18 protein-coding genes are annotated in these 17,405 nt (G+C 33.3%); 2 read left to right on the top strand and 16 right to left on the bottom strand.

The genetic code is table 11. The annotated features are described in order from the left end of the window. Positions 1-232: 232 nt before the first annotated feature. The 4 genes from CCAND38_RS10185 to CCAND38_RS10170 form a co-directional block, all read right to left on the bottom strand. Positions 233-757, bottom strand: a complete 525-nt coding sequence (locus CCAND38_RS10185; protein WP_042345216.1) for a hypothetical protein — start codon at positions 755-757, stop codon at positions 233-235. Positions 758-761: 4 nt separating this feature from the next. Further along, complete coding sequence (locus CCAND38_RS10180) at positions 762-1,247, bottom strand: hypothetical protein (RefSeq protein ID WP_042345215.1); 486 nt, start codon at positions 1,245-1,247, stop codon at positions 762-764. 79 nt (positions 1,248-1,326) lie between these two features. Beyond that, a complete protein-coding gene (locus CCAND38_RS11560; protein ID WP_231550033.1) occupies positions 1,327-1,587 on the bottom strand; it encodes a TRL-like family protein in 261 nt (86 codons plus the stop codon). Positions 1,588-1,763: 176 nt separating this feature from the next. Further along, a complete protein-coding gene (locus CCAND38_RS10170; RefSeq protein WP_042345211.1) occupies positions 1,764-3,029 on the bottom strand; it encodes a M64 family metallopeptidase in 1,266 nt (421 codons plus the stop codon). Positions 3,030-3,216: 187 nt separating this feature from the next. On the opposite strand from CCAND38_RS10170, the gene CCAND38_RS10165 reads away from it, so the two are divergent. Further along, positions 3,217-4,245, top strand: coding sequence for a glycosyltransferase family 9 protein (locus tag CCAND38_RS10165; protein WP_042345337.1), 1,029 nt, complete (start codon positions 3,217-3,219; stop codon positions 4,243-4,245). Between the two features lie 42 nt (positions 4,246-4,287). On the opposite strand, the gene CCAND38_RS10160 is transcribed toward CCAND38_RS10165, so the two are convergent. From CCAND38_RS10160 to bshA, 5 genes are all read right to left on the bottom strand, one after another. Then, positions 4,288-5,157 (bottom strand): DUF6929 family protein, encoded by an 870-nt coding sequence (locus CCAND38_RS10160; protein WP_042345209.1) that lies wholly within the window; start codon positions 5,155-5,157, stop codon positions 4,288-4,290. 149 nt (positions 5,158-5,306) lie between these two features. After that, positions 5,307-5,867, bottom strand: coding sequence for an AAA family ATPase (locus CCAND38_RS10150; protein WP_042009460.1), 561 nt, complete (start codon positions 5,865-5,867; stop codon positions 5,307-5,309). After that, positions 5,813-6,505: a nicotinamide riboside transporter PnuC gene (pnuC, locus tag CCAND38_RS10145; RefSeq protein ID WP_042345205.1), complete on the bottom strand. Its 693-nt coding sequence runs from the start codon at positions 6,503-6,505 to the stop codon at positions 5,813-5,815. Before pnuC ends, CCAND38_RS10150 begins: the two co-directional genes overlap by 55 nt. Beyond that, positions 6,489-6,749 carry a YkoF family thiamine-binding protein gene (locus CCAND38_RS10140; protein ID WP_042345204.1) on the bottom strand — a complete coding sequence of 87 codons (261 nt, stop codon included), beginning with the start codon at positions 6,747-6,749 and terminating at the stop codon, positions 6,489-6,491. The genes pnuC and CCAND38_RS10140 overlap by 17 nt, the downstream gene beginning before the upstream one ends. Positions 6,750-6,815: 66 nt before the next feature. Further along, a complete protein-coding gene (gene bshA / locus CCAND38_RS10135) occupies positions 6,816-7,949 on the bottom strand; it encodes an N-acetyl-alpha-D-glucosaminyl L-malate synthase BshA (protein WP_042009464.1) in 1,134 nt (377 codons plus the stop codon). 378 nt (positions 7,950-8,327) lie between these two features. Here bshA and CCAND38_RS10130 point away from each other — a divergent pair, with 378 nt between their 5' ends. Further along, positions 8,328-9,173: a hypothetical protein gene (locus tag CCAND38_RS10130; RefSeq protein ID WP_042009465.1), complete on the top strand. Its 846-nt coding sequence runs from the start codon at positions 8,328-8,330 to the stop codon at positions 9,171-9,173. A gap of 84 nt (positions 9,174-9,257) precedes the next feature. Here CCAND38_RS10130 and fbaA read toward each other — a convergent pair whose 3' ends face one another. The 7 genes from fbaA to CCAND38_RS10095 form a co-directional block, all read right to left on the bottom strand. Further along, entirely contained in the window at positions 9,258-10,325 is a 1,068-nt protein-coding gene (fbaA, locus tag CCAND38_RS10125; protein ID WP_042009466.1) for a class II fructose-bisphosphate aldolase, read from the bottom strand. Positions 10,326-10,453: 128 nt separating this feature from the next. Then, complete coding sequence (locus tag CCAND38_RS10120) at positions 10,454-11,449, bottom strand: C40 family peptidase (RefSeq protein ID WP_052458236.1); 996 nt, start codon at positions 11,447-11,449, stop codon at positions 10,454-10,456. A gap of 136 nt (positions 11,450-11,585) precedes the next feature. Continuing rightward, positions 11,586-12,686 (bottom strand): tetratricopeptide repeat protein, encoded by a 1,101-nt coding sequence (locus tag CCAND38_RS10115; protein ID WP_231550029.1) that lies wholly within the window; start codon positions 12,684-12,686, stop codon positions 11,586-11,588. A 291-nt stretch (positions 12,687-12,977) separates the two neighbouring features. After that, entirely contained in the window at positions 12,978-14,531 is a 1,554-nt protein-coding gene (locus CCAND38_RS10110; protein WP_042345202.1) for a flotillin family protein, read from the bottom strand. Between the two features lie 468 nt (positions 14,532-14,999). After that, positions 15,000-15,785 carry a zinc ribbon domain-containing protein gene (locus CCAND38_RS10105; RefSeq protein ID WP_042009469.1) on the bottom strand — a complete coding sequence of 262 codons (786 nt, stop codon included), beginning with the start codon at positions 15,783-15,785 and terminating at the stop codon, positions 15,000-15,002. A gap of 6 nt (positions 15,786-15,791) precedes the next feature. Further along, positions 15,792-16,886 (bottom strand): Nif3-like dinuclear metal center hexameric protein, encoded by a 1,095-nt coding sequence (locus CCAND38_RS10100; RefSeq protein ID WP_042345200.1) that lies wholly within the window; start codon positions 16,884-16,886, stop codon positions 15,792-15,794. 265 nt (positions 16,887-17,151) lie between these two features. Continuing rightward, positions 17,152-17,405 (bottom strand): DUF933 domain-containing protein (locus CCAND38_RS10095; RefSeq protein ID WP_042345198.1); only part of this gene is annotated, 254 nt, incomplete at its 5' end.

The raw sequence follows: 17,405 nt of genomic DNA, 5'->3' as shown, positions 1-17,405 counted from the left end.
AAATTAAATCGGGTGCAAAGATATTACTAAAAATTGAATCTTTACTTGAAAAATGATATAAAATTTCGTGTTTTTCCATCGTTGAGATATGGTGCTTCCTGCAAAAAATTAATTAGAATTTATAAAAAATAACCTACCAATATATCTTTCATATCCTAAATTCAAAATATATTCACAGCTTATATTTTTATTTTTTTCTTAAAACACAAAATGTATATTATTAAAGAGGAATTTATTGTGTAAAAATAGTAAATAAATTATCTCTTAACAAGTTTATTTTCTTTTGACTCAAAGAAGTCGTACGAAAACTATGAGTCGTGTTGTTTTCTTCGGTAATGTTTAATGTCCAAGCATTATTTGTGAAAATTTCTTTCAGATGTGGAGTTTCTAGTTCAAACGAAAAACGTGATTCAAATTTGTCTTTCTTTTTTTCGATAAACATAAATTCTTTATTTGTCAAAGAAAAATTATTTCCATTTACAACTATTTGACAATTAATGATTTTGTGTATAGGTTTATCAGTATGAAAGCTAATATTTACTCGAGTATTTCCCTCTAAAGTTTGTTTACTTTTGAATGTAAAATCCATGAAGGCTTTTTCTTCGTTTCCTGTTAATTCAATGGGTTTTATAAAGTATAAAATTCCTTGTTCAGCAAAGAAAGATGCGTACAAATTTTTCCCTCCTTTACCCAAAGAGGAACAGCTAACCATCAGAATTACAGAAAAAATGGCAAGAATGATTTTTTTTCTTTGCATAGCTTTATTGGTTTATGAGTATTTTTTTATCAATGTTATTTTTCTCGGCTTCTTTTCGAAAAGACTCTTCTTCTTGTCCCGACACGATAATACAAAAAGTATTATTTTGGAGTTTTCTCAAATAAATAGCTGTGTAGGTTTTGTCACATCTGTAAGCAATGTATTTTACGTCTGTCGTTTCTTGAGTTTGCAGAATTTCACAATTTTCCGGAGTATCAATAAGTTTTTTTTCATCAAAAACAATTCCCGTAGGAATAGTTAAATATATTTTATTTGTACCAGATTCAATAGTTCGGAAAATAGGTAATTGTTCCTCTTTAAAATATGTTGAAAGCACTTGTCTATGTATTTCGTTATCAGGAACATTTTTAACGATGCGTTGATTGAATTCCAACGAATATTGAGCTATTCCAAAGAGATCGATAGATGATTTATTAGTTGATTTACAACCAATAAATATTAAAAATAAACCTACGAAAATCTTTTTCATTTCTTAAATAACTTTGATTAATAAAAATAAAAAACTACCTGAAATCTTTCAGATAGTTTTAGTGATTTTTCTTCGGCGATTACTCTCCTGTAACGATTGTTTCAACAGTAACTATAAGTCCTAAAAAACTTTTATGCTTGATATCAACAGTTGAAATCTTTGTGATACCTGCATTTTTAGCCGCTGTTTTAATACTTGCGTCAGCATCGAAGAAAAGTGCTCCCAAATATCCAGTAGCTGTAGATGTTCCTGTTTTACTACCTACTGAATTACTTGTAGCGTTTACTGGTAATGTTAAAGAACAACTTGTTAAAGCTAATGCAAGTACTGAAGCTGCGATAAATTTTTTAAGTATAATTATTAAAATTTTAATAGTGAATCTTACTCTTTTGGATTTTCAGTTCCTCCCTGTTTTTAGTTTTCAGCTCTACGTGGGGGCAAATATATAAAAACAAATCAGAAACTTCAAAAAAAATTAACAAATTTAAGGTAATAACTTAACAAAGAATAGGATTATTAGTTAGTGTAAAATTTCACTACCCTACGAATGGCTCGTTCACAAACTGGACAAAATCCTTTAGGTACGTTTGATTTCATTCGGCAATCTTGTACTGGACTAAAAATTCCTTTCGAAACATAACCACCTCCCTCAAAAACGCCTATAACATCTCTATATTCAGCTGTTCGAGGTGTAGGAACAGGTGTTTTTTCGTGAACCATATCCTTCCATTTCTTATCAAAATTAATCATTGAAGTAATGTTTTCCTCCCACGGCTCTACATTGAGATTATAGTAGGAATCAAACGCTGTAGAAGTATAATATTCATCCGCTAAGCCTACTAATCCGTGTCCAAACTCGTGAACAAATACTTTATCAGACAAATCATGATCGGACGTAGCTAAATTCAAGTGATTGTAAAATCCACCTCCTCCGTAGGTTTTTGTATTTACCAAAATGTATATCTGATCATAGGGTACAAGTGAAGCCGCATCAGCTATAGCTGTCATATTATTGGTTGTTAAATATCGTTCCATATCAAATGTATAAAACGATGCATCGAAAGCCGTTTTTTTAAAAATATGTTTCCCAGGAATGTCTGTTCCTGATTCTTGCGAAGGAACTCCTATCGCATAAACATTAAAATCTTTTTTGAGAACATCAAATGGCGGGATAGTAAACATATAATCGGTCATGCGTTTTGCATCAGTATAGAATTTTTGCATTTCATTGGCTGTATATCCCTCTGCCAATATCACCAAATCAACCTTTTTAGATGGCTCACCGTTTTTGAGGATTTCTATCACAGGGTGGGTTGCTACTTTCTCTTTTTTGATGAAATAATCGGTACGTTTTATGGTTTTTTCAAGAATTTTATCGAAATTCCCTTCAGAATTTCGCTTATCAATATGTAATTTTAAGTTTTTTACAGGAAAAGGAACTTGAATAGCATGTGAGAATATTTTTTTTTCCGTTTTTGCAGCTTCTACGTGTAACCATTCACTAAAAAGAGAGTTAAACCCTTTTGAAAAAACTACTTTTTTAGTATCAATATCAATTAATTGTAATCGAAATGTTCCATAATTTGGGAATATTAGATTCTTTTTTGAGCCTCCCCAAAAAGGTTCTTGTTTGAGTTGCGTGACGATTACATCTAAGTTTTCTGCATCACCAATTAATTGAAAATCAATACGAAGACTTTTACTAAAGTCAAATACACTTTTGGATTGTGAATAGGATTGCACAAAAAATAAAAATCCGAAAATAAATAAAAAACGTCTCATCTAATAAAACTTTAATATATTTGTACCTCTATCTTTAGAAAAGAGCATGTCGAGATTTTTTAATGCGTCGTGCCACTCCTCTCTCAAGAGGAGCTGATAGTTCGCAGAAAAAAGATTTTTAAACAGACTCTTTTTTAAAGAAAACACCGTGTCAAATGTACTAATTAATTTCAAAAAAATCAAAAATATGACGAAACATATCGCTGTAATTCGAATGTCTGCTATGGGTGATGTTGCCATTAGTGTTCCTGTGCTTACTGCCTTTGCAGAGCAATATCCACAGGTAGAACTTACTGTGGTTACACGTCCTCTTTTTGCTCCGATATTTTCACATATACCTAATTGTAAGATATTTACTCCTGATCTGAAAGGAAAGCATAAAGGTGTTGTTGGTCTGTTTCGCCTGTACAAGGATTTAAAAAAGCAAGGGATTAACGTTGTTGCAGACATACATAATGTATTAAGAACCAATATATTAAAATTATTCTTCTGCCTATCTGGAACTCCTTTTGAACAGATTAAAAAGGGTAGAAAAGAGAAGAAAAACTTAATACGAAGTAAAAACAAAATTTTTAAACAGTTAAAACCTTCTTATGAACGTTATGCAGACGTATTTGCAGCCTTAGGCATGCCCATTTCGTTAGAGAAAAAATATTTTGCTCCTCAACCTAAATTGTCAAATTCTGTAAAAAATATACTTTCTAATGGAAAAAGAATAGGAATAGCACCTTTTGCGGCTCATTTAGGAAAGCAATATCCATTTGAAAGAATGAAAAAAGTGATTTTTGAGTTATCACAAGGCTATCCAAATGGTAAAATATATGTTTTTGGTGGGGGAAATCATGAAAAAGAAAAAATAAATGAGCTTATCGAACTAAAAAATGTAGAAAATACAGTTGGAAAATATAATTTTTCAGAAGAATTACAACTAATCTCCCGACTTGATGTGATGGTTGCAATGGATAGTGGCAATGCACACCTGTCGGCTATGTACGGTGTACCCACCATTACACTTTGGGGTGTAACTCACCCTTATGCAGGATTTTATCCGTATCAACAACCAGTTGAAAATGCCCTTTTAGCAGATAGAAAACTCTATCCACTTCTCCCAACATCCATCTATGGGAATAAATATCCGAAAGGCTATGAAAACGCCATCGCGACCATACAAATTGAAGATATTTTGAGAAAAGTAAAAGAGATTCTTGAGGAATAAAGGCTATATATTGGACTGATAAATATGGTTATATTCATTTGCTTACTCTGATATTTTTACTTTTATCAGTTCTGTATTCCCTTGATCGTCATCTGTAATAAGCACCAATTTAGAATCCTTTGCTGAAGTCGAAATGACCGCAACGGACTCTACTTTCAAGTTTTTTTCTAAGTTAGATATGTTTTTAAATTTCAGCACTTTAGGTTTTTCAAAGTCAGAAAAATCTAACAATCCGATAAGACTTCCCATGATTTCCCCATCATTGTAAGCATCATCCGTAGCTTCTACTGAAGCTGTGAAAACGAATGTTTGGTCTCTCAAAATAGTAGCTCCCGAAAAACCTGCTTCTACCCCTTCAATGGAAGGCAAAGGTACTCGTACGTAACTCGGATTTGGTTTTTCTTGAGTTCTTAAACTCTCTAAAAAATCCTGATAAAAGACTTTAATGATAACATTATTACTTCTGTTAAACAGGTACAAAAAACCATTAGCAAAGGCTGTAGCTTCGATGTTAAGTTCTTCATTTTTCAGTAAATCACTATTTCTAATAAGGTCATAAAAATCTGAAATTGAGTATTTTTCGACGATGATATTTTTATCTAAAAGCACTCGAAAAAACATATCACGCTGAGGAGACTTGGATCCCGAACCAAAAATTACTAATTCCTTCTCCGAAATTACTTCTAAAGTTTCGAAATCCATTTTTCTTTTCTTTTTAATACGATTTCCTTTGAAGTTTTTTTGATCTTCTTCATATAAAAGAATCTTTTTATCTAACTTAAAATCAGAATTAATAACGTATAAGTAGGGAGAGTCGTCACCTATGGCATATATTTTATTATTTATATATGCTACTCCCGAACCACTCGGGAAGTCAACTATTGTTTGGATGTTTTCTATGGAAATATTCATGTTTTTAGGTGTAAATGTACAGTTTATAAAAAAAAGAAATAAACTCAAAACAATTCGCATAATTCTATTTATTAATGTAAAACAAATCAATTTAAGGCTCTTAGGTTCTATTCCTAGATTCAGCTTACAAGAAGTAATGCTTTCGGAAATTACAAACAAGAATAGTTATCGATAGTATCAATTACTTTTTTCATCCGTTGCTCGTGGTTTCCTTCTAAAAGTATATACGATTTTTTATGTTGGTTGAGCATTTGTTTGAATTGCTGAAACATATATTCCCTTTCGTTGGGTTTGTCACGTAAATCATCGGGCAACCAAGGAACATCAATATAGGTTAGAAAAATGAAATCATATTGATTATCAATGGCATACTTCTCAATTAAAGGATCACATTTTCCGTAATAAATATAGGAATAGGTCATCAACTCAAACAAGTTAGTATCACAAAAAATAAATTCGTTTGCTTTTTTGATTAATTCATTTTCCATAACCATCTGTCCTTTTGCAATAGGAAGTAAATCCTCCCAATCACAAACTTCTCGTTTTTCGTCCCATTTTTGTTGTAAATATGTACGCATAAACTCAGGTACCCATTCCGTTTGGTACTTTTGAGCTAAAGCCTGACTGATAGTTGTTTTCCCCGTTGATTCAGGCCCTACGAATGTAACTCGACAGATGTTCGTTGCTGTTTGTTTAAGTTTTTTTTCCATTCAATGTATCCAAAAATAGCTATTACTGTGAATAATAAATACTGAAACGAAGTGAAAAACAGCCCTTTATATGCGTAAACAGGAACAGAAATTACATCGCCAATTATCCAAAAAATCCAGTTTTCTAACTTGCGTTTCGCCATGAGCCACATTCCTACTAAAAATATCGCCGTAGTAAAAATATCTACGCACTCTACCCAACTAAAATACTGAAAACCCATGACAATATTTTTTGTTGAAAATCCATTTTGGATATAGGGTTTTAGGTAATACACCGTTGTGACTAGTACGAAACTGAATAGAGCTAACAGAGAACAAACAAGTACATCATACCGAGTAGTTTTAGAAACATCCACATGAATGTGATCTTTACTGCTTTTTGTCCACAGTATCCATCCGTAAATACTCATTATGGTATAGTAAAAATTGATAAGCATATCTCCCCATAGAGTAAAAACAGCAAGTAAGTACGTGAATATCAATGTGCTAATAATCCCAGTAGGATATACCCAAATATTTCCTCTTTTGGCAAACCACACGCTGAGAAATCCAAAAATTACCCCAATAATCTCTAATACAATCAAATGGGTATCAATACCTTTATACTGAGAAAAAAACCAATCAAAAATGAGGTTCATAGTCATGTCTGTCAGTCTTAACTATTTTCATATACATCAGTCCTATATCTACGAGTTCCATCGCTTCTTTAATTTCTATCATAAGTACCCTCATCACCTGATCATAGTCTCCATAAACTTGTGTACTTAGCGGATTTTCAAGTATTGTTAATCCTGAAGCTCGTAGTTTCTTGATAAAATGAATTATTGGTTGTTCAAAATCGTTCTGTAGTGGACTGAATGTTAGTTCTACTGATATTTTCATTTTTTTCTCTTCTGTTTATGACTTTGTTATATTATAAATCTTTCTGATTGTTAAATATTTTTTCACTTACTGAGACTCTCGGCTTCGTATAGTTTTCTCGTATAATTCTTCATAGATAGGTATAATTTTTCGTTCATCGAAACGAGAGGCTGATATCTTAGCTTGTTGTTTAAAGCGTTGTAAGCGTTCTTCATCTTCCAAAATATAAATAGCGTTCTTACTCATATCATCGACATCACCAATTGGACTTAAGAATCCTGAAAAACCGTTTTCATTCACCTCATGTAGCCCACCTGCATTGGAGGAAATTACAGGTACGCCCGATACCATTGCTTCTAATGCTGAAAGTCCAAAACTCTCTGATTCTGAAGGAAGTAAAAATAAATCGGACATACATAAAATACGGTCTATGTCAAGTGTATTTCCTAAAAAAAGTACTTTGTCTTTAATTCCGAGTTGTTTACATTGATACTCCGCATGTTCCTTTTCAGGGCCGTCTCCCACCATGATAAGTTTGGCTGGTATTTTTCGCTGGATGCGATAGAAAACATTTACCACGTCCGAAATACGTTTCACAGGGCGAAAGTTGCTAATATGCGTGATGATACGCTCTTCTTTTTTTGCCATAATAGAGCGTTTACACGGGATAATATTAGTTTCTTTTTCTACACTAATAAAATTCGGAATCACAACTATATCTTTTTCTATCTCAAAAAGTCGTAATGTATCTTGCTTCAAACTTTCTGAAACTGAAGTTACTACATCCGAAGCATTAATACTAAATGTAACAGCGTGTTTATAGTTTGGATGATTTCCTACTAAGGTAATGTCTGTACCATGAAGCGTGGTGACCATCGGAATATCAATACCTTCTTTTTTAAGCATCTGCTTTGCCATATATCCTGCGTAAGCATGCGGAATAGCATAATGTACATGTAGAATATCTATATCATAATTTTTAATTACATAAGCCATTTTGCTTGACAATGCTAATTCGTACGGTTGATAAAGAAACAACGGATACTCCTCCACATGCACTTCGTGAAAGTGAATATTTGCCTCTAAAAAATCCAAACGCACAGGAGAACTGTACGTTATAAAATGCACTTGATGTCCTTTACGAGCCAATACTAATCCCAATTCAGTAGCTACTACCCCACTCCCTCCAAAGGTTGGGTAACATACGATTGCTATATTCATTTTGAATGTTTTTATTCCAAAGCGTAAAAGTAGAAAAAAATGTCGATATAGCAGAAATTTTTCCTAGTATTTTATTTTTCCGTATGGCTAAAAGCAAAGTATCTAGGTTTCTTATTAGTTTCTTCAGGTGTAATTTAAAAAATTAAATGTAAGTTTAGAAGTCTTGTCTTTCTTTCGAGAGTTTATGTTTTGATAATTTCTAAATTTCATAAAATATTCTAAATTTCGGTAACCAAATGAATTTCAACCTTAGAAGTATTCAGTTGTTCTGTAGATAGAGATTTATAGAAAAATCCTGCTGTGAAAAAAAGAGCATGAGTTTTTTTGTTACACAAAAAAGGGATATTTTTGTCGCTCAATTTAATATAGTTTTAAGCAATGAAAAAGAATATTTTTTGTTTTATTTTAGGAGGAATGACTTTCTTCTTAGGGACGGCTCAAACTCAAAATCCTTCCCCTGATTTATACACAGCAAATAACAAAGGGAAATTTTTTATTTTTTGGGGAGGAAATCGCGGTTATTATTCCAAATCTGATATTCAATTTAAAGGAGAAAATTATGATTTCACAATTAAGGATGTAGCTGCCATTGACCGTCCAAAAGGTTGGCACATTGATTATATCAATCCACTTCGGATGACCATTCCTCAAACCAATGCTCGTATTGGGTACTTTATAAATAATAATTATGCCATTTCAGCAGGGGTTGACCACATGAAGTATGTTATGAAACAAGATCAAACTGTAAAAATGAATGGGTACATTAGAAACTCAGGTACAATTCATGACGGCGTTTATAACAATGTTGATAAACAACTTACAGAGGATTTTCTTACATTTGAACATACAGACGGACTGAATTATGTAACAATTGAAGCCTCTCGTGTTGATGATATTTCACGTTGGTTTGGTATTCGCAACACTGATTTTTTTCAAGCAAATCTGACCGAAGGAATTGGCATAGGAGCATTGTACCCTCGTTCCAATACCAAATTGATGAACAAGGAGCGTTATGATCAATTCCATATTGCAGGGGTTGGAGTAAGTGCTAAAGCAGGATTACATTTAGTATTTTTTAAACATTTTATGATTATTGGAGAGTTAAAAGGAGGATACATCAACATGTACGATATTCGAACAACTTATGATATAGCCGATAAAGCTAATCAGACCTTTTATTTCTTTGAAACAATCATTGCTTTTGGAGGAATATTCAGATTGTAGTTTCCCGAAAAGAAAAAAGTTGTCCGAAAAATAAGAATCATAAAGACTCTACTTTCGGACAACTTCAATTATTATAGCAGAAAATTACAAGGTGTTTACGTTATTCAAATCCTCAAACGCTTTTTTCAAACGAGCTACAAACGTTTTTTCGCCTTCTCTAAGCCATACGCGTGGATCGTAATATTTTTTATTAGGTACTTCCTCACCTTCTGGATTTCCAATTTGGCTCATTAGATAATCTTTTTTAGCTAAAACGTAGTCTCTAACTCCTTCTGTAAAAGCATATTGCAAGTCAGTGTCAATATTCATTTTAATTACTCCGTAAGAAATTGCCTCACGAATTTCCTCTACTGATGAACCAGAACCTCCGTGGAAAACGAAATCAACTGTGTTGTGAGGAACATTATAATTTTTAGAGATGTATTCTTGAGAGTTTTTCAAAATTTTTGGTGTCAATTTTACGTTTCCTGGTTTGTAAACTCCATGAACATTTCCGAAAGCAGCTGCTATGGTAAACTGTGGGCTTACTTTCAATAACTCTTCGTAGGCAAAAGCTACCTCTTCAGGTTGCGTATAAAGTTTTGAAGATTCTACATCCGAGTTATCCACACCGTCCTCTTCACCACCTGTAATTCCTAATTCAATTTCCAATGTCATACCCATCTTACTCATTCTTTCAAGGTATTTTTTGCAAATTTCGATATTTTCATTCAGAGGCTCTTCCGAAAGATCAATCATATGCGAACTGAATAAAGGTTTACCCGTTTCTGCAAAGTGCTTTTCAGAAGCATCCAACAACCCATCAATCCAAGGGAGTAATTTTTTAGCACAATGGTCCGTGTGAAGAATAACGCTAACTCCGTAAATTTCCGCTAATTGGTGAATATGTTTTGCTCCTGCAACTGCACCAGCAATGGCTGCTTTTTGGTTTTCATTTGACAAACTTTTTCCTGCCATAAAAATAGCTCCTCCATTCGAAAACTGGATGATTACAGGTGCATTCATTTCCTTTGCTGTTTCCATTACAGCGTTAATTGTACTTGAGTTTACCACATTGACAGCTGGTAAAGCAAATCCTTTTTCTTTGGCATATTGAAAAACTTCTTGTACTTGTTTTCCAACGATTACGCCTGGTTTAATGTTATGTGCCATCTGTTATATAAAAAATTAATATTATAGTACTGTTTTCAAAAATCGTAACAAAGATATGAATTTTTGATTATATAATCAAACACAAATTCTATTTTCCTTTTTAAGCAGATTTATAAAAATAAACATGTCTAATTTTTTGTGTAAAATTCATTTTCTCTAACGTATTCAATACCAAAGGAATTTATAGAGCCTAGTATGCGTTTTGTACGCAAGTATCGGTTGGTATTAAAAGCGTCGTACAAAGGGTCATGTGGGTAAAAACTTGCTATTTTGACATAATCCGAAGCATGTATGAATCTACCGTTTCCGAGATATATTCCTACGTGAGTTACACGCTCTTGAGGTTGTGACTCATCGGCTTTTGTTCCGAAAAATACCAAATCACCCACTTGAAGTTTAGAAAAATCACCCTTTTCATCGACCAATTTTCCTGTTTTTACTTGTTGTGATGAATCTCGTAAAAGGATTACCCCATGCATAAAGTAAATCAATTTGGTAAATCCACTACAGTCCAATCCTTTGGAAGAAGTACCTCCCCAAACATACGGAATACCCGCCATTTGTTGAGCTAATGACGCAATGCTTTGTTCTGTTAACTTTATATTATTCAGCCATTTATCAAAATGCACAGCATCATTCTTTTTGATGTATGCTTCTCTTCCATCAGGATATATTACTTTGAAAAAATTTCCTTTACGACCTTTCACTTCTAATATATTTCCCATCACTAAATCTGAAATAATAGCCGATTTCAATGAATTTTCTTTATAAGAATGGGTGTAGAGACTGGTAACGATAACTTTCCTCTTTTGATTATATTCTTTTAGTTCCGTGTGCGTCATTTCAACAATAGATTCTGAAATCCAACCTACATACCCCTCAGAGGTTTTGATTTTTCGCCAACCTTTATCTCTATTCAACACCATTACTGGCATTCCTAATAGCACTTCAGTAACTATTTCGCTACGATGATTACTTTCAGCATGTATTTTCCCTACAGAATTATAGACTACACCCCATGTTTTCCCTTCAATAGGTTCGCAGTTTTTTGAAGAATTTTGTGCCGTAAGAAAACTAAATTTTATAGCACATATCATGCAGAATAGTATTATTTGTTTATTCATTTTCAGTTGTTTCGGATAATTGTCAAAATTACTGGTTAAAACCTACATTTTCAAAATATAGATAGGCATCGTATTCCCTAAAAAGGACATAGTATAGAAAATTTAATGTTTTATATAGTCTCTTCGTAGTTATTTTTTACTTTTTTGACTGTAATAAATTCGTCAGATGAGCAAACGTACTCATTGAATTATCTCCGTAATGAATTGCTTGTTTAAAAGCATATTCCGATGATTTTGAGTCATTTAAAATTACGCATATTTCACCCATACGCCTCCAATAATGAAAATTATCATCCTCAATCAGTAGCGCTTTGTTGATATATTTTAGAGCCTTTTCATAATTTTTCTGTTTATAGTAAAAATCTGATAACGTAACCCATGCCTTACTCAATTGAGGATCTTCGTGAACAGCTTTCAGATAATAGCGTTCTGCCATTGAACAATCATTCATCTTTTCATAGCAACGACCTATGTGCAAATATGTCAAAGGCGAAGCATCATCCAAGGTAAGTGTAATTTTGTAATTTTCAATAGCTTGGGTATAGTTTTGTATTTTTTCCAATACCTTAGCTTTTTCGAAATATGCTCCTGTAAAAGTGTCATCACTTGCGATAGCAAAATTGAAGCAATTTAAGGCTTCCGTAAAATTTTCTTTGATAAGATGTTGCTTTCCAAGATAATGCCAAGCTACTTCACAATATGGATTTCTGTCTAAGTAGGCATTTAAAAAAGAAATTGCTTCATCATTTTCTTCCAAGATATCATAGCAGAATAGCAGTTGCTGCAATGACATATAATCTTCAATATCCTCCATTAAACATTTTCTAAAGTATTTTTTGGCCTTTTCATAATTTTCAATGAATAAGTATTCCATAGCTATTAAAGCATAAATATCCACCAAATCATCTGTCAGAGGCAAGGCGAATTTCAAGAGTTCAATAGCTTTTTCATGGTCATTAAGTTTGGAATAAAGATTCGCTTTCTGCACATAAACCTCTGAATTATAAGGTTCTACTGCTTCGAGTTCGGCAAGTAAATGCGATGCTTGTTGCAAATTATCTTCAAAAATCATTACTTCAATCTCAAAGAGTTTTAACGAACTTGCTGACGGGTGTTGATTTCGACCAATTTGCAAAGCATGTTTTGCCTTAGTCATCTTACCTAATTCTAAATAATATTCTACAATTTCTTCAAATTCATCAACATCAAAGAAAGAAATATGATTTTTTTTCAACATTGACTCGAATTTTGATACAGAATAGTTTTCTTCTTCTGAGAAATGATGCATAAAATACTGCTTTATTTTAAATTTTATGGGTAAAGGTAAGAAAGTTAGTCTGAATAGTCAATTTTTTAGAGAATTATTTATTAACAGAAGTTTACAACGAGAATATACAACCAAGAGTTAATAATAATACATCTTGTGATTTACTAACATTAAATTCAAAAAGAGGTGCTTAAAAAGTTGGATTTTTGCTCTAACTTTCTAAGCACCTCGTGTTTACTAAGAATTTAAAATTCCGGATTATTATTTTTCTTTCGTTTCGTTACCTCCGATTTGTTTTGCATCTTCAGGATTTTCACCTTTCAAATAAGTAGGTAGATTCAACCCTGCCATATTAAACAAGTCATTTAAAGGAGGAACAGTTTTCATCATCCCTGATACGAAATTAGCGGTTGAATTAGTTCCATTTTCGTTATTACCTGAATCCCAAACGGTAATTTTATCAATTTTGATATTTTTAACCGCTTCCACTTGTGTTTTAACCAATTCAGGAAGTTTTTCAATTAATAGCAATTGGAAAGCTTTTGTAGGATCACCACCAGCAGCTCCAACCACATCTCTATATCCTTCAGCTTGTTTGGTTAAAATTTCGAACAAACCTTTAGCTTCGGCTTCCATTTTAGCATAAATCGCATCGGCTTCCCCTTTGGCTTTCTCACGAATGCGTTCAGCTTCAGCTTGAGCTTCTATAATAGCTTGTTGTTTAGCAATTTCCGTTGGAACGATGATATTTGCAATTTGCGTTGAGCGTTCTCTTTCCGAACGGGCTAACTCTGCTTTTTGTTCTGCTACATATGCTTCCTCTAAGGCTTTTGCTTGTTGCACTTTCTCTGCAGTAATTGCAATACGTAACGATTCAGCTTCTTTTTCACGTCGCAACGCTTCTGAGTTTGCAATGGCTATTTTAGCTTCATTTTCCCCTTTTATGGCTACTGCATTTGCTTCTGAAATTTTAATACGACTATCTCTTTGAGCTTCAGCTCTACCTATTGATTCAAACTTTTCAGCCTCGGCAATACCAATTGATTCATCTTTTTTGGCCTCTGCAATGCTGATTTCTTTATCTTTTTGGGTGATAGCGATTCTTACGTCTCTATCTCTGTGGGTTTCAGCAATTTGAGTGTCTTTTTCTCGATCAGCGATTGCTTTTCCTGTTTCCCCTATTTTTTCTTGTTCAGCAACACTAATTTTTGCCTCGTTGATGGCTTTTGCAGCAGCTTCTTTCCCTAATGCTTCAATATATCCCGACTCATCTTTGATGTCCGTAACGTTTACGTTTATGAGCTTCAAACCTATCTTTTTAAGCTCACTATCAATATTTTTAGAAATATTATCTAAGAATTTATCACGGTCTGAATTGATTTCTTCGATAGTCATGGTAGCAATTACCAAACGCAACTGACCAAATAAAATATCTTTTGCTAACTCTTGAATTTGCTCAGGCAACAATCCTAACAAACGTTCCGCAGCAGCATTCATATTTTCGGTTTCAGTTGAGATTGCAATCGTAAAACGACAAGGTACATCCACGCGAATATTCTGACGTGAAAGAGCGTTCGTTAAATTCGCTTCGATGGAAAGTGGACGTAAGTCTAAATACGCAAAGTCTTGAATTACAGGCCAAACGAAAGCTCCTCCTCCGTGGATACACTTGGCTGAACTACCTCCTGTTTTTCCATAAATCACGAGAATTTTATCAGACGGACAACGTTTGTAACGTGCCACTAATGACGAAATTGTCACGAAAATGACGATTGCAAAAATTACAATCAGCGTAATGGGAGTTAATGTTTCCATAATGGTATAGTTTTATTGTTCATTATTACGATTTTATGACTTCCATTTTTGTATTATCATTACTTTATTATAGCAAATTCAATATTTATTATCGATTTCAGCTGTGGGAGAATTCTTTACTATAAATTTTAAAATATTATTTTTCAGTATCTCCTTTTAGCTTTAAGAAATTCGCCATAAATAAAAATCTCTAAAAAAGAGATTATCAAATTTTGAGTGACATCAAAAAATATCACATCCTTACATAATCTCATATTTTATTGCGAAAACGAAAAGTTGAAAGCCGAAAATCAAATACTTTTGATATTTTAAATTGAAAAATCTTCATGGGTCCGATTCTTCTAAGCCTTCTTTTAATTTGGTTAGTAAGGGCTATTTTCAAGCCCTTACCTCATAAACTATTTATTATCAGTTATTCTATAGCGAAAAATGTTTTGAATGTGAGATAACTTTTGGAAAATCAATTATTTATTGTTTAATACTTTCGAATAGAGCATTCATTTTTTCTTTTTCCTCTTCAGCGAGAGCTGCATCTACTAAAATTCGTCCGCTGTGTTCATCGGTGATGATTTTTTTACGAGTAGCTATCTCAACCTGTACCTGTGGAGGAATCGTAAAAAATGAACCTCCCGAGGCTCCACGCTCCACAGGAACTACAGCCAAGCGGTTTACAACGCTACCTCTAATGCGTTGGTACGCTTTTAGTAGACGTTCTTCAATTTGTTCCGCAAATTCAACTGCTTTTTCACGTAGAATAGCCTCTTCTTTCTCTGTTTCAGCTAAAATGGAATTTAATTCTTCTTTTTTATGTTTTAGGTGAGTTTCTCGTTCTGATTTTTTGTTCTCGATTTGTTTGATACTTTCTTTTTTCAAATCCACTTGAGCCTTGAACTCTTTGATGCGTTTTTCGGCTAATTGAATTTCTAATTCTTGATATTCAATTTCTTTTGTGATTGAGTTGTATTCACGGTTGTTGCGTACGTTTTTCTGTTGAGCAACATATTTTTTTATCAAAATTTTAGCCTCTTCAATTACATTTTTCTTTTGGGTAATGCCCGATTGTAATTGCTCTAACTCTTCTTTGAATTTTACTAAGCGACTTTTGAGACCCTCCACTTCGTCTTCTAAATCAGAAACTTCTAACGGAAGTTGTCCACGAACGTTCTGTAACTCATCAATTTGTGAGTCGATTAGTTGTAAATCATACAACATTCTTAGTTTTTCTTCTACTGTAATCTCGGCTTTTTTTGTCATATCTATTTAGTAATACTTGATGGGATTTGTGTTTATCTTGGATAAAATAATGGCAAAGTTAGGAATTTTTTTTGTAAGATAATCAAATAAAAGTAATTTTGTGTATTGTTCACTTTCAAAATGTCCTATATCGGCCAGTAATAGTTGTTTTTCTGCTTTGAAGAAATCGTGATATTTGAAATCGGCACTTACAAAAGCATCAACTTTTGCAGCTTTTGCAGCATCGATGGCAAACGCTCCGCTACCTCCTAAAACGGCTACTTTTTGAATCATTTTGCCCGTTAGTTCGCTATAGCGTACACAACTTGTTTGCATTTTATCTTTTAAGTGGTAAAGAAAATCGTTTTCGGTCATCGGTTTTGAAAACTCGCCAACAACTCCCAATCCAATATGTTGATGAGCATTTTCCAATACATATACTTCATAGGCAATTTCCTCGTACGGATGGCTTTCACGCAAAGCATTTAGCACCTTGCTTTGTAGATGTTTTGGGAAGATAACCCCAATTTGGGTTTCATCTTCTTTGTGTAGTATATTTCGCTCTCCAACAGTCGGGTTTGAGAAATCATTGCCTTGAAACGTACCTTTTCCTTCTAAATTGAAACTACAATTGCTATAATTTCCAATATTTCCAGCACCTGCGTCAAATAAAGCTTCTCGCACGATATCGGATTGATTTTTAGGAACATATGTTATTAATTTACGTATTGTATGCTTCTGTGGAATCAATATACGAGTGTTTCGTAGTCCTAAAGCTTCACAAATAGCTTCATTTACTCCAAAAAGAGTATTATCCAAAGCTGTATGCATACTATAAATAGCAATATTATGTTGAATAGCTTTGATGACCACACGTTCAACATACGTTTTTCCTGTCAAACTTTTTAGCCCATTAAAAATGATTGGATGAAAGCTAACTATAAAGTTACATTCTCTGCTAATAGCTTCATCAACAACCTCTTCGGTAGTATCTAATGTTATCAAAACCCCTGTAACATTCATTTCAGCATCCCCTACCAATAATCCGACATTGTCAAAATTTTCGGCATAGTCAAGAGGGGCTAACTGTTCCAACCGTTGGATGATATGCTTTACTTTCATAATTTTTATATAGATAATAGGACTGTCCAAAAAATTAATACTGAATATAAATCAGATTTTACCAACTTATTTTTATTATGTTATAAAAGACTGATAAAATCTGACTTTTCGGACAGTTTTTAGACATGTTTAAAAATTTCACACAATGTATAAAGGTGAAGTTTTAAAGGTGAGAAACAATGTCTTTCATAAATTTACAAATTGTCACATAGAAACTTAGGAGAAGTTCTGTACTATCAGAAGTCAAACACCTTAGTATGAGTAACTATACGTTGAAACGGAAATGCATTATGTCTCCATCTTTAACGATGTATTCCTTCCCTTCTACACGCATTTTTCCTGCTTCTTTGACCTTACTTTCGCTTCCATAATGTATAAAATCATCGTAGGCAATTACTTCAGCACGAATAAATCCGCGTTCAAAATCAGAGTGAATCACACCCGCTGCCTGTGGAGCAGTATCCCCTTTATGGATAGTCCAGGCTCTTACTTCTTTCACTCCTGCCGTGAAATAGGTTT

It is taken from the genome of Capnocytophaga canis, from assembly GCF_000827555.1.
Taxonomy (GTDB): Bacteria; Bacteroidota; Bacteroidia; order Flavobacteriales; family Flavobacteriaceae; genus Capnocytophaga; species Capnocytophaga canis.
Note: the sequence above shows the minus strand (reverse complement) of the source record. Positions and strands in the feature narration are given on the sequence as shown.